The organism is Mucilaginibacter sp. PAMB04168, from assembly GCF_039634365.2.
Classification (GTDB): Bacteria; Bacteroidota; Bacteroidia; order Sphingobacteriales; family Sphingobacteriaceae; genus Mucilaginibacter.
On record NZ_CP155079.2, the window covers coordinates 2,884,634 to 2,898,050 of the forward strand.

The 13,417-nt window shown below is 41.9% G+C and carries 11 protein-coding genes; 5 read left to right on the forward strand and 6 right to left on the reverse strand.

What is annotated here, in order from left to right:
- Positions 1-19: 19 nt before the first annotated feature.
- From ABDD94_RS12230 to ABDD94_RS12240, 3 genes are all read right to left on the reverse strand, one after another.
- Positions 20-1,456, reverse strand: coding sequence for a S41 family peptidase (locus ABDD94_RS12230; protein ID WP_345952481.1), 1,437 nt, complete (start codon positions 1,454-1,456; stop codon positions 20-22).
- Between the two features lie 19 nt (positions 1,457-1,475).
- Positions 1,476-2,153 carry an ABC transporter ATP-binding protein gene (locus tag ABDD94_RS12235; RefSeq protein ID WP_345952482.1) on the reverse strand — a complete coding sequence of 226 codons (678 nt, stop codon included), beginning with the start codon at positions 2,151-2,153 and terminating at the stop codon, positions 1,476-1,478.
- A 98-nt stretch (positions 2,154-2,251) separates the two neighbouring features.
- Positions 2,252-3,502, reverse strand: a complete 1,251-nt coding sequence (locus ABDD94_RS12240; RefSeq protein ID WP_345952483.1) for an efflux RND transporter periplasmic adaptor subunit — start codon at positions 3,500-3,502, stop codon at positions 2,252-2,254.
- A 291-nt stretch (positions 3,503-3,793) separates the two neighbouring features.
- Between ABDD94_RS12240 and ABDD94_RS12245 the strand changes: the two genes are divergently transcribed.
- The 5 genes from ABDD94_RS12245 to ABDD94_RS12265 all read left to right on the forward strand — a co-directional run bounded on the left by ABDD94_RS12245 (position 3,794) and on the right by ABDD94_RS12265 (position 9,684).
- Complete coding sequence (locus ABDD94_RS12245; RefSeq protein ID WP_345952484.1) at positions 3,794-5,152, forward strand: sigma-54 dependent transcriptional regulator; 1,359 nt, start codon at positions 3,794-3,796, stop codon at positions 5,150-5,152.
- Positions 5,142-6,485, forward strand: coding sequence for a HAMP domain-containing sensor histidine kinase (locus tag ABDD94_RS12250; RefSeq protein WP_345952485.1), 1,344 nt, complete (start codon positions 5,142-5,144; stop codon positions 6,483-6,485). Before ABDD94_RS12245 ends, ABDD94_RS12250 begins: the two co-directional genes overlap by 11 nt.
- Before the next feature lie 10 nt (positions 6,486-6,495).
- The gene (locus tag ABDD94_RS12255) at positions 6,496-7,032 is read left to right on the forward strand and encodes an NAD(P)H-dependent oxidoreductase (protein ID WP_345952486.1); all 537 of its coding nucleotides are present in this window, start codon (positions 6,496-6,498) and stop codon (positions 7,030-7,032) included.
- Between the two features lie 76 nt (positions 7,033-7,108).
- On the forward strand, positions 7,109-8,992 hold the full coding sequence (htpG, locus tag ABDD94_RS12260) for a molecular chaperone HtpG (protein WP_345952487.1): 1,884 nt from the start codon (positions 7,109-7,111) through the stop codon (positions 8,990-8,992).
- Positions 8,993-9,123: 131 nt separating this feature from the next.
- Complete coding sequence (locus ABDD94_RS12265) at positions 9,124-9,684, forward strand: DUF4251 domain-containing protein (RefSeq protein WP_345952488.1); 561 nt, start codon at positions 9,124-9,126, stop codon at positions 9,682-9,684.
- A gap of 71 nt (positions 9,685-9,755) precedes the next feature.
- Here the strand turns inward: ABDD94_RS12265 and ABDD94_RS12270 are convergent, their stop codons facing one another.
- The 3 genes from ABDD94_RS12270 to ABDD94_RS12280 all read right to left on the reverse strand — a co-directional run bounded on the left by ABDD94_RS12270 (position 9,756) and on the right by ABDD94_RS12280 (position 13,417).
- On the reverse strand, positions 9,756-10,052 hold the full coding sequence (locus ABDD94_RS12270) for a hypothetical protein (RefSeq protein ID WP_345952489.1): 297 nt from the start codon (positions 10,050-10,052) through the stop codon (positions 9,756-9,758).
- A gap of 89 nt (positions 10,053-10,141) precedes the next feature.
- Positions 10,142-10,834 (reverse strand): arylesterase, encoded by a 693-nt coding sequence (locus ABDD94_RS12275; RefSeq protein WP_345952490.1) that lies wholly within the window; start codon positions 10,832-10,834, stop codon positions 10,142-10,144.
- Between the two features lie 15 nt (positions 10,835-10,849).
- Positions 10,850-13,417: an FtsX-like permease family protein gene (locus tag ABDD94_RS12280; RefSeq protein WP_345952491.1), complete on the reverse strand. Its 2,568-nt coding sequence runs from the start codon at positions 13,415-13,417 to the stop codon at positions 10,850-10,852.

The following is a 13,417-nucleotide window of genomic DNA, read 5'->3' on the forward strand; positions in this document are numbered from 1 at the left end:
TTAATGAATGGCTTGTGCTTTATTTACTACTGCCTGGCATTGGCTGCAATTTACTCACGCCGACATTTTGCAGGTTTTTGCCTTTTAAGAAGGCCAATGCTTTGTTCAATGCTGCATCATTGTTCTGAACAAAATCTTTTACGGTAGGCACCACTTCGATATCAGGTTTTATACCGTAGCCTACAAACTCGCGCCCGTCTGGGTAAGTATCTTTTTTGGTGCAAACACGCGCACCTCCACCTCCGGGCAAGTCAAAATTATAAGGCTGGCCGGTGCTTCCAAACGTATTTTGGCCTATTTTGATCATGTGCTGTTGTTTGTCGGCAAAAATCAAAAAATCTTCGGCTGCAGAGGCTGTATTGTGTCCGATGAGTACGGCAGTTGGCACAATTACTTTAGGTGCTTTCGCTGTATTAACATGTATGGTTGAAGCGGTGATAAGCTCATAACGCTCATCATGGTTGTTGAGGTAAGCTTTGCTTGCCCAAGCACTATTCACAGTGTCTTTTGGTGTTAGGCCCACACCCCATGCTTTAAAAGAGGGCACGTGCAGCCGGCTTACCATTTTAGAGCCGTAAAATGTTTTATCATTGGTGAGATAGTCCAAGATGGCTGCCCCAATGCCAGTGCTGCCACCTCCATTATTACGCAGATCGATAATAAGGGCCTTAGCTTTATACAACTCGGGTAGCTTTTGTATAAATAGGCTATCAATCTTCTTGTCGCCAAAACTGTTTAAAGCCACGTACGCTACCTGGTTAGGATACCATTTTAAATTAAGCAAACCAGGTTCGGTGAGCGCCGGATAGGTTTCCTTCTCCTCGGTTTTTGCATGGGTTAACTGCAATGATTTAATTGCTCCTTTTGGTGTTTTAATTTTGAGCGCGTAGGTTGTGCCAGTTGGCCCTTGCAGCAAATTTGAAGCTGCCTGGTCGTCGAGCACATAGCGAGTAGACGATGCAATATATGGTCTTACATTTTTTGCCATATAGTTATGGGTAGCCATGCCGTTTACTTCAATAATCTCGCTGCCTACAGGAATTTCGTCCTTTTTTGAAAGATTAGTTCGGGTGATAATTGCGCGTCCATCGATGTTTTGAATGAACAGACGGTAGTTGCCAAACATGGTATTCAGCACCTGATTGCCAATTACAGGAGGCATGTAGATATTGGTATGACCATCATTTAAAAAAGCACAAAAGCGCTGTAACTCATGATAATACTCATAATCATTACTAGTTTTTTGCACAGTCGGTATCATAGCCGTGTACAAACTATCCCAGGTGGTACGGTTAACCTTACTTAGATAAACAAAGTTATAATTCACCTCCTGCCAAAATTTAGATAGTCCGTAAACTTTCTCCTCAGGCTTAAGCGTGTTGGGCATTTGTGCGTGAGCATGCATGTATAAGCTTGCTGCAGCAACTAAAAGTGATAAGGTTTTAGGTAATTTCATTTGCGTACAATAAGTACTATTACATCATGATATTTTCTACAACGGTATGCCCATCCAACAGGCGAACAATACGATGACTGTAACGGGCATCATGCTCAGAGTGGGTTACCATGATGATGGTGGTCCCCTGCTCGTTCAGATCGGTTAGGAGTTCCATCACCTCGTTACCGTTACTGCTGTCCAAGTTACCGGTGGGCTCATCAGCCAGTATAAGTTTGGGTTTATTTACCACCGCACGGGCAATAGCTACGCGCTGTTGCTGGCCGCCCGATAACTGCTGGGGGTAATGATTACGCCGATGCATTATTTGCATTTTGGCAAGCACCTCTTCAACACGTTGCTTACGCTCGGCCGTGCCAACGCCTGTGTAAATAAGTGGTAGCTCTACGTTTTCGAAAACCGTAAGCTCGTCTATCAAATTAAAGCTTTGAAAAACAAACCCGATGTTATGCTTGCGTAAGTCGGCACGCTTGCGTTCATTAAAGTGAGCCACCTCAGTACCATTAAACAGGTAACTGCCGCCATCTGGATCGTCAAGCAGTCCCAAAATATTAAGCAAGGTAGATTTACCACAGCCCGATGGACCCATAATAGCTACAAACTCACCGGTGTTAATTTCGAGGTTCAGCTTATTAAGGGCTACAGTTTCCACCTCCTCAGTGCGGTAAAACTTTTCAAGGTTTGTTATTTTAATCATTTATCCTCCTCACCCGTTGTACCGGGTTTCTTTGTTTAAAGGTAATTTCTTCAGTTGCGTTATTAGTATGATGCATTCTCTGTTGCAGGTGTCAGTTCCTATTTTATAACTAGCTCCTGCATATCGCCATAATTTTCATAGCTTGATGTTACTACGCGATCTCCCGGTTTTAACCCCTGCATAACTTCATAATAATCCGGATTTTGGCGACCCAATTGTATATCCATCCTATAAGCAGTTTTACCATCTTCGCTTAGTTTGAATATCCAGCTGCCACCCGTTTGCTGGTAAAAACCGCCTTTAGGTACTAGAACCGCTTGCGTTTCATCGCTTAAAGCTAAGCGTATCTGTAGGCTCTGCCCTCTGCGTATGTCTTTTGGCAATGCGCCTGCAAATTGCATATCGACCTGGAAACGGCCGTTAGAAACCTGTGTGAACACCTTTTTAATTTTTAGTTTGTAAGTTTTGTCGCCTAAGGTAAACTCACCCATTTGCCCATTAAACACACGGGTTATATAATGCTCGTCCACATCAACCCGCACTTTAAAGCCAGATAGAACATCAATTTGGCCTAAACGACCACCTTTTTGCTTGCTTTGGCCAATTTCAGCATCCAATGAAGTAAGCTGACCGTCAACCGGTGCACGTACAATCAAGTCTCCCACCTTTTTGCGCATCAACTCTAATGTAGCTTTCATATGCGCGTACGATTCTTTCGACTGTTGCGTTTGCTGGTTCATGGCGGTTGAGTCCTGGTTCAGAATTTGTGTAGTCAAGCGCTTGCGGCGCACGGCGTATGAGTAATCATTTTCAGATTTTTGAAATTCCTGCAAGCCGATGGCTTTTTGGTCATAAAGGCGTTTATTTAGTTTATACACCCGATCGGCTTCTTTCAGGTTACTTTCCACCTCGGCCATTTGGTTTAGTTTGCTAATGGTATTCTGCCGGGCGTTATCGTGCGATATTTGCATTTGTGTAAGCACGTTAAATACGGCAGTTTCTTCGTTGGCCAGGTTTAACTCCAAATCAGTATTGGCTAGTTTTAAGATGGGCTGTCCCTTTTTCATGGTAGCGCCGTCTTCCACAAATAACTTTTCTACACGGCCTCCTTCAACTGCATCTAAATAAATAGTGGTTATAGGTAAAACTATACCATTAAGCGGTATAATTTCCTGAAACGATCCCTTTTTCACCTCACTTATGGTTATACGCTCGGCATCTACATTAAGCTTGCTCTTGCCCGAAGTAAATACAATGCTTCCTGTTACCAACGCTACAACAGCTACTATGCCGGCAATAGTCATTACCCGTTTATTGTTCCACCTCTTTTTTTCAATTATTCTGTCCACGTAAGAATGTTATTTACATCGTATATATAAACCCTGTGCCATAGTTTAAATAACTGTTTATCAGTACCTTATTTACCAATCTCAAAGCTTGGCGTACGCTTGTGTTACAACAAGTGTGCGGTATTGATACAATGCTAAAATTGTAAACAAATGAAGCGCTTTGATTGCCAAATAGTTATAAATTTGGATAGCCAATTGCAATATTTGCGCAAATCAGCGTAGCTGTTATTTAAAATGAATAATAGTGCATTCGGCTATTAATACTAACTTAACCCTCCACAATAAAAGCAAATGATATTAAAAAAAGCAACAGTATTAGTTGTTGATGATGATATAGATGTACTAACGGCAGTAAAACTTTTGTTAAAGACAGAAGTACAGGAAATCATAACCGAAAAAAATCCGGAAAATATAAACTCGCTGCTCACCCGTAACCAGATTGACCTGGTGCTATTGGATATGAACTTTAATAGCGCCATGAACACTGGAAACGAGGGCATATACTGGCTGCGTAAGATAAAAGAATGGCGCCCGAACGTATGTGTGATTATGATTACCGCATACGGCCATATTGATTTAGCTGTACGATCATTGAAAGAAGGCGCCAACGATTTTGTTGTAAAACCTTGGCACAACGAAAAGCTGATAGAAACCATTAAGGATTTATTAGACAAACAGGAAGGCCCTAAAAAGCCTAAAATCTCTGTCAAGGGTTCAACAGGCGGCACGGCCATATTAGGTGAAGCCGAAGCCATGCAGGATATATTTTACAAAGTAAACAAGATAGCGCCCACTGACGCCAACATACTTATTTTAGGCGAAAACGGTACGGGTAAGGATTTGATGGCGAAAGCTATTCATGAAAGGTCTTTACGTGCCAACAAACCCTTTATTAAGGTTGACGTTGGCGCATTAACGGATACGCTCTTTGAGAGTGAGTTATTCGGTCACAAAAAAGGCGCTTTTACAGACGCCCGGGAAGACCGCATGGGCCGTTTTGAAGAGGCCGAAGGTGGCACCTTGTTTTTAGATGAGATTGGCAATATCTCTTTACAACAGCAGGCCAAATTGTTAACTGTATTGCAAAACCGCCAGGTTACGCGCTTAGGCAACAACAAGCCGGTTGATATTAACATACGTTTGATATGCGCAACCAACGTGCCTTTGCAGGAGTTAGCTAATGAGAACAAGTTTCGTAAGGATTTGATTTACCGCATTAATACGGTTGAAATTACCATGCCTGCCTTGCGCAGGCGTAATGACGATATACCCTTACTGGCACGCCATTTTGCAAAAATTTATGCGGCAAAATACCTAAAGCCGTCTGTGGATTTTAGTAACGCGGCACTGCAAAAATTACAGTCATACAATTACCCTGGCAACGTACGCGAATTGCAATACACCATTGAACGGGCTGTTATCATGGCCGAAAATGCCATTTTGCAGCCCGACGACCTGATCTTTTCATCTCTGGAAACGAGTATAAAAGAAGCTCCCGAAGCTGCTGACAATGTCCCTTTAAGTATGATGGAAAAGAACGCCATTTTAAGGGTGATTGAAAAACATAACGGCAACATTACACGCGCCGCCAAAGAACTTGGTTTAACACGTACCGCTTTATACCGCCGACTGAACAAGTATGATATTTAAGCGTTACGAGTGGCAATTATTGCTTCGCATTTTTGTTTTATTTGCCCTGCTTTGTGGTGCTGCCTATGCCATTACAAACCGGTTTTATGTTTACAGCATTGCGCTTGCACCATTCATTATATACGTAATTTTTAGCATTATGCAGCAATACACAAAAATCCATCAGGAGGTGCAGGAGTTTTCTGAAGCAGCATTGTATCGCGATTTTTCGCGCCATTATGCCATCCAGAGCGCACCTGCTAACGTGCAGATTTTACGTAAAGGTTTTAATGAAATCAACACCACGTTTAAAACTATTAACCGCGAGCGCGAAACGCAGTATCATTATCTGCAAAAGATATTGGAGCTGGTAGGCACCGGGATAATATCTTATGAGCAGGAAACGGGCGAAGTAGCCTGGATTAACGAATCGTTCAAGAATTTAATCAGTATACCTTACCTTAAAAGCATCCATTCGCTCGAAAAACGCAACGATGAGCTTTATTGGGAGATCATTAAACTAAAATCGGGCGGTAGCAAGGTAGTAACGTTAATCAAGGATCAGCAAAAAGTGAAACTGCAGCTAATGGCGAGCGTGTTGCGAAGCGAAGATAAGATCTATAAATTAGTCGCCTTCCAAAACGTAAGCGATGCCATGGATGAGTCGGAATCTAACGCCTGGTCAAAGTTGCTCAACGTAATGACGCACGAGATCATGAACTCGGTTGCTCCTATTTCGTCCCTGGCTGACACATTGAAAAACCGGCTTAAGCGGCCGGACATAGCCAACAGTCCGGTTAGTCATGACTTGGAAGATTTAGAGTTAGGAATTGACACTATTAAGCGCCGGAGCGAAGGCTTGCTTAAATTTACAGAAAGTTATCGCAGCCTTAACAAAATCACCAAGCTCGAGCTGCAACAGGTATCGGTTTATGATTTATTCGAAAACCTGAATACGCTGATGCTGCCCACACTCGAGAAAAAGAACATTGAATTGGATATTATACTCCGAGATATTAACATGACAATCGATGTGGATGTTAACCTGTTAGAGCAAGTGCTTATTAATTTATTGGTAAACGCCATTGAAGCTGTAAAAGATCAGCCTGAACCAATGATCAGCCTTTCGGCCGAGGTGCAAAGCAACAAAACTCTATTGAAGATAAGCGACAATGGTACAGGCATGTCTGCCGAGCTTATGGAAAAGATTTTTATTCCGTTCTTTAGTACACGCAAAACCGGCAGTGGCATTGGTTTAAGCCTGTGCAAGCAAATCATGCTTATGCATAAGGGTAACATACAGGTTCAAAGTACCGAAGGTGTGGGCACAACCTTTATATTGCAACTTAATTAACCCTGTATTTATGAAGATACTCGCCTTATGTGGCAGCCTGCGTCCGGAGTCATCTAATATGAGTATCCTGAAAACCATTCAAACATGGTTGCCGGATGGTGTTCAATATGAAATTTACGACAACATAGGCTTGTTGCCACATTTTGATCCCACTTTCAATCACGAAGATGTACCAGGCGAGGTTGTGAGGTTTAGAAGATTAATTGCCAATGCAGACGGCGTTATCATTTGCACGCCAGAGTATGTATTTGGTTTACCGGGCTCGTTGAAAAACGCTTTGGATTGGACCGCATCATCAGGCGAGTTTAATGAAAAACCGGTAGCTATTATTACGGCATCCTCATCGGGAGAAAATGCGCATGCTTCATTAAAAATAATAATGAATGTTTTGACAAGTCACGTGCCTGATACATCTACGCTGCTCATCTCCTACATCCGAACTAAAATAAACTCCCAAAGCCAAATAACGGATGCAGAAACGATTGATAAACTTCATAGTGTATTGCAATCTTTCCTCCAACATATTTCTGGCAAGCTGCCAAATTGACAAGCGCAAGCCGTTTGGAACAAGGCTTGATGTATGCGCAACAGCTACTAAACATTAATCCTTAAATTTTAACTATATGCAAGAAAAAGGTACGATTTCGATTCACACCGAAAACATTTTTCCCATCATTAAAAAATTCTTATACTCTGATAACGAGATATTTCTGCGTGAGCTGGTGTCTAATGCCGTTGATGCTACACAGAAGATAAAACGTTTAGCCTCACTGGGTCAATACAATGGCGACCTTGGCAGTCTGCAGGTTGAAGTTTCATTTGATGAAGCTGCCAAAACGATCACCATATCCGACAACGGATTAGGTATGACGGCTGATGAAATTAAAAAATACATCAACCAGATAGCTTTCTCGGGCGCTACCGAGTTTATGGAAAAGTTTAAAGAGGCTAAAGATGCAAACGAAATTATTGGTCGTTTCGGCTTAGGTTTCTATTCTGCATTCATGGTAGCCGATAAGGTTGAAATACAAACGCTATCTTATCAGGAAGGTGCTGAACCTGCCCGCTGGATATGCGATGGCAGCACCGAATTTGAAATTACTGAAGGTAACCGTACAACACGCGGAACAGATATCATACTACATGTTAATCAAGAGTCGGAAGAGTTTGTAAGCAAACACAAACTGCAAGAGATATTAGACAAGTATGCAAAGTTCCTACCTGTTCCTATTAAATTTGGCACCAAGACCGAACAGGAGCCAGATGGTGAAGATGAAGAAGGCAAACCTAAATATGTTTCAGTTGAGAGCGATAATATTATCAATGAAACAAACCCGATCTGGACTAAAGCCCCATCTGAGCTAAAGGACGAGGATTACTTAGCTTTCTATAAAGAATTATATCCATTCTCAGAGGATCCGTTGTTTTGGATTCACCTGAATGTAGACTATCCGTTTAACTTAACGGGTGTGCTTTACTTCCCTAAAGTGAAAAACGACTTTGATTTCCAACGCAACAAAATCAAGTTATTTTCACGCCAGGTATTTATTACGGATGAGGTTAAAGACATTGTTCCTGAATTTTTAATGCTTTTGCATGGCGTGATCGATTCACCGGATATTCCGTTGAACGTTTCTCGCAGTTTCTTGCAGGCAGATAGTAATGTTAAAAAAATAAATACTTACATCACCAAAAAAGTGGCCGACAAGCTGGCCGATCTATTTAAAGCCGACCGCAAAGCTTACGAAGAAAAATGGAGCGACATTGGCCTATTTGTTAAATACGGCTTTTTAAGCGACGATAAGTTTTACGAAAAAGCAAAAGACTTTGTATTATTAACTAATAGTGCTAAAGAAAACTTCACACTAAGCGAATACAAAGAGAAAGTACAAGCTGTACAAACCGACAAGGATGGCCAGTTAATTTATTTATATACTAACGAGCCTGCAAAACAAGATGCATTTATCCAATCGGCTACCAGAAAAGGTTATGACGTGTTGGTTATGAATTCTCCTATCGACAATCATTTTGTAGGTAACCTGGAGCAAAAACTTGAAAAGACTTCACTGAAACGTGTTGATGCTGACGTAGCCGATAAGCTGATTAAAAAGGATGATGCGCCGGCTACTGTATTGACTGATGAGCAAGTGACTCAGGTTAAAGCTGTTTTTGAAAAAGCAATTACCAAACCTGGCTTTAAAGTAGAGTTGGAAAGCCTAAGCCCTGAAGAGCTACCGGTAACTGTTACCATGGACGAGTTTATGCGCCGCATGAAAGAAATGGCCCAAATGGGCGGCGGAATGGGCTTTTATGGAAATATGCCCGACAGCTATAAAGTAGTGGTGAATGGTAATCACAAACTGATAAGCCGCATATTAGAAAATGGTGACGAAGGTGCACAATCACAACTGGCCAAGCAGGCGTTTGATCTGGCGCTACTTTCTCAAGGCCTGTTAACCGGTTCTGAATTGACCGAGTTTGTTAACAGAAGCGTGAGCCTGATTTAAGAAAATATCTTTTAAAAAATATAAGCTGCCATTAAACCGGCGGCTTTTTTTGTGTCTAACTATATTGGTTATCAAACAATTTACCTTTACAGATAGTAGTGTTATAATCAATATATAATATAGCTCAAACTATGAAGACATTAAAGTATATATTCATCATTGCACTGTTTTTATTGGCAGGCAATACTTACGCTCAAGACACCGTTAGGAAGACAACCCGTGCCGAGCGCCAGGAAATGAAAGCTGCGGAAGTTAGACAGCTGTTAGAAAGTAAAAAATTTGTATTTCAGGCCCAATATGCAAACCCATTGGGTGGAGGAGTAACAACATTAAATGGCCGATTATTTAATTTATCGCCTAACGGAAATGGCCACATCTATCTGAATTATAATTACGACTTCAAGATTAGGCCCGATTCGGTAATCTCTTATTTACCGTATTATGGTCGCGCTACTTTTGATGCAGCTTACAACTCGCCGAACGATAACGGTGTGATGTTTACTTCAACAAAATTTGGCTACTCCGCTAAGGCCGGTAAGAAAGGCAACACTGTAATTACCATTACGCCTCGGGATGCAAAGTATAATCAAAAATTTATTTTGGAGGTTACCGACAGCGGCACAGCTACACTGCAGGCAATTATAACCAACCGTAACACTATTTCTTACGACGGTTACATTACCGAAAAGTAATATCAATATATGTAAACAAAAAAGCCGCATTAATCAATGATATGCGGCTTTTCTGCTTTATAACGATAGATTTATTCACTACCATCGACTGCTTTTATCGTAATGTGTAAGCTACCATCTTGTGTTTCTAAAAAAGAGTTTTCACCGGCTGTCCACTCATCGGCTATGTTTTCAGGAACAAACACAGTTACCAGATTTGTATGAAGAGTAGCTCTCATTTCATTTTCGGCGGTACGCTGCAGCACAAACAGAATAGGCTCCTCACCTATCACAATTCGCTGCTTACAAACACCTTCGTGGGCAAAAGCATCAAATTCGGCTTTCGATAGGTTATAATTTAAGACCGTTTCGCTAATAGTTATTTCCATAATAAGTTTTTCAATCAGATCGGTGCATTTGACCTTCACTTACACAGAACAACTCATTTTCAGTTATTGTTCGTAATAATATGTAATTGCTACAGTACGTTTTTCAAAACGCTCCAAACGTTATCGGCCACAACTTTGGCGCCTTCTTTAGTTGGGTGGATGCCGTCATCCTGGTTAAGTTTAGCTACCCCACCCACGTTCTGTAACAAAAATGGGATGAGGGTCACTTTATTTTTTTCAGCCAGTTGGGTAAACATAGCCTTAAACTGGCTGGCGTAATCAGCACCCATACTTGGCGGCACCTGCATGCCAGCTAATACTATTTTAGCATCAGGGTATTTTGATTTTACGCTATGGATGATTGTTTGCAGATTACGGGTTGTTTCACTTACGGGCACACCACGCAAACCATCATTAGCGCCCAGTTCGAGCACGAAAACATCTACTTTTTGCTTCAATACCCAGTCAATACGGCCACGGCCGCCGGCACTTGTTTCACCACTGTTGCCAGCATTTACAACGGTGTAAGGCAATTTGGCCTCTTTTATTTTATCCTGCACTACGCTTGGGTAAGCCTCCGTTGCCGGATCTTCCAATCCGTAACCGGCAGTTAAACTATCGCCAAAAAACAATACTATTTTGTTTGGTTTGGATTTAGCAGGAACAGCTGCCGTTGACGCCACTGTAGTAGAGTCGGTTGCTTGCTGCTGCTGCCCTGCATTACTACATGCCGCCAGCAATAAGCTGCTTATTAATAATGCTTTCAACTTATGTTCAATCATCTTTCTTATATTCTTTTAAGTGTCTGATCTTAACACTTCCAGTGGTGGACGGTTAAGCACTCCACGGCTGTTAAACAGGCCAATTAAAATAGTTAACGCTACAGTAAGCCCAAACAGTATGCCAGCCGGGGCATAGTTAACTTGAAAAGGAATCTCAAAACTAAATTTCGCAAGCAACCATCCCCCTGCTATTGCAAGCAGCACACCAGTTAATGAAGATAATGCCCCTAAGAACAAATATTCTAATGCTGTGATAGCCAGTATCTGCCTTCTGCTGCCGCCAAGGGTACGCAATAAAACGCTTTCTTTAATACGCTGATATTTACTGATACGGACAGAGGCGATAAGTACAATAATACCTGTAGCTATACTGAAGCCGCTCATAAAACGTATTACGTAACTTATTTTATCCAAAATCTCATCCAGTATGGTTAGCACCAACCCCAGATCAACTATAGATACGTTAGGGTATTTTTTAACGATAGCTTGCTGATACTTAGCCGACGTTGGCGAAGAAGAAGCATGGGTAAGCAAAACATGGAATTGCGGCGCCTGCTCTAAAACACCAGTAGGAAACACCACCTGAAAGTTAGTTTGTACCTTATTCCAGTTTACCTTTCTTAAACTGGCTACATAAGTATTTACTGGCGTACCCTGCACGTTAAAAGTAAGCTTGTCGTTCAATTTTATTTCTAACCGCTTGGCCATGCGTTCATCTAATGATACAGGAACTACGGTTTCACCGTCAGTCTTACCAATCCATTTTCCTTCTGCTATCTTTTCGGACGAGGTAAGGTAATCTCGGTAAGTAACCCGGTACTCATAACCAAAAGCACGGCGTAGCTTATCAGCAGTGCTGTCTTTAGGTAAGGTAGCAGCTGTTTTATTGTTTATACGGTCCAGCTTAATGGTAATGATGGGCACCTGCTGTATAACAGGCATATGGTGTTGCTTTGTAATATCCAGCACTCCTTTTTCCTGGTCGCTTTGTATATCAAACAAAATCATATTAGGCTGATTGCCGCTTGCAGATAACGTTACCTGCTTAATAAGCATCGACTGCAGGAAGATGAGCAAACAAATAAAAGCAGTACTAAGCCCTATAGACACCATCAGGATGGTGGTTTGGTTATTGGGTCTGTGTAAATTGGCAAAGCCCTGTCTTACTAAATAACTCCAAGATGCTTTAACCAATAACTTGATAATCCACATAAGCAAGAGTGCCGTTAATGTAAGTATCAAAAAGGCTACTAAAATGGCCACTGTAAAGGCTGCACTTGCCGCCCAATCCTTCAGCTGCATATAACTGAAACCTATAATAAAGCCGAGTATTAGCAGGTACACCAGCCAGCGAAGAGGATCTCTGCGAGATTTTACTGTTTCGAATGCAGAGCGCAAAGTGTTAAGCGGCGATATATTTCGAATGCTGATTAAAGGCAATAAAGCAAAAAGCACGGATATGATAACCCCTAACAAAACGCCCTGGCCTAAAGCCAACCATGATACAGATACTGAAATGTCGAATGGCAAAAAATCTTTCAGAACAAGCGGCAAAACCTGTTGCACTACCGTACCCAATACAGCGCCAACAACTGAACCTATTAAGCCAATGCCTGCAATCTGTATCAAGAATATCAAGAAGGCTTCTGAGGCTTTGACGCCAAGGCAACGCAGCACCGCAATAGAAGCTACTTTCTCGCGCACATAGATCTGTGTTGCACTGGCCACACCAATACAGCCCAGTAACAGCGCTATAAAGCCTACTAAGGATAGAAAACGGTTTAAGTCGCTAAATGCCCTACCTGTGTTTTGCTTACGCGTTTCGATAGTCTCATAACGCAGGTTATTTTTGTCCAGCCTTTCATCAAGGCGATCTGCCAGTTTATCGACGTCTGTCTTTTTATCAAACTTATAGTAAAAGTTGTAATTTATTCGGCTGCCTTTATCAACCAGTCCGGTTGCATCTAAGTATTGCAGCGGAATGTAAACCACCGGCGCAATACCTGCCGCTAAGCCACTTTGCCCGGGTGCCTGGTTTAAAACCCCTGCAATAATAAAAGTTACCTTACCAATTTTAACTGAATCGCTTACACGGGCTTTGTATTGCTGCATTAAAGCCGCATCTACCAAAGCATATTTACCATCTTTAAAACTTTTAGCGGCTGTAACAGGCGTAGTTTCAATACTGCCATAATACGGAAAGCCACCCTTTAAAGCACGAATTTGTACCAGCCGGGTATCTTGGCTTTTGTTGAAATATACCATTGAGGCAAAATTGCGTTCTTGCGAACGCTGCGTGCCCAATGTGTCAAGCAGCCTCTCCATTTTTTTATCAACCGCTTTGTTGCCCGATATAACTAAATCTGCTCCTACCAGGGTGGCAGCCTGTGAGTTGATATCATCACGCAGGTTATAACCAAAAGAATATATGGCAACCAGAGCGGCTATCCCCAGCGTAATAGATGAGATAAAAAGAAATAACCTGGAACGGTTGCGCCGGCTATCGCGCCAGGCCATCTTAAATAGCCAGCTCCATTTTACTGACCGGTTTAAGTTTATCATGTTAGATGAATCTGCGCTCAT

Bases quoted from the DNA above. Each gene is read 5' to 3' on its own strand.
- ABDD94_RS12230 (WP_345952481.1), bottom strand. From the start codon at position 1,456: ATGAAATTACCTAAAACCTTATCACTTTTAGTTGCTGCAGCAAGCTTA.
- ABDD94_RS12255 (WP_345952486.1), top strand. From the start codon at position 6,496: ATGAAGATACTCGCCTTATGTGGCAGCCTGCGTCCGGAGTCATCTAAT.
- htpG (WP_345952487.1), top strand. From the start codon at position 7,109: ATGCAAGAAAAAGGTACGATTTCGATTCACACCGAAAACATTTTTCCC.
- ABDD94_RS12280 (WP_345952491.1), bottom strand. From the start codon at position 13,417: ATGAGCGCAGATTCATCTAACATGATAAACTTAAACCGGTCAGTAAAA.
- ABDD94_RS12275 (WP_345952490.1), bottom strand. From the start codon at position 10,834: ATGATTGAACATAAGTTGAAAGCATTATTAATAAGCAGCTTATTGCTG.
- ABDD94_RS12235 (WP_345952482.1), bottom strand. From the start codon at position 2,153: ATGATTAAAATAACAAACCTTGAAAAGTTTTACCGCACTGAGGAGGTG.
- ABDD94_RS12250 (WP_345952485.1), top strand. From the start codon at position 5,142: ATGATATTTAAGCGTTACGAGTGGCAATTATTGCTTCGCATTTTTGTT.
- ABDD94_RS12270 (WP_345952489.1), bottom strand. From the start codon at position 10,052: ATGGAAATAACTATTAGCGAAACGGTCTTAAATTATAACCTATCGAAA.
- ABDD94_RS12265 (WP_345952488.1), top strand. From the start codon at position 9,124: ATGAAGACATTAAAGTATATATTCATCATTGCACTGTTTTTATTGGCA.
- ABDD94_RS12245 (WP_345952484.1), top strand. From the start codon at position 3,794: ATGATATTAAAAAAAGCAACAGTATTAGTTGTTGATGATGATATAGAT.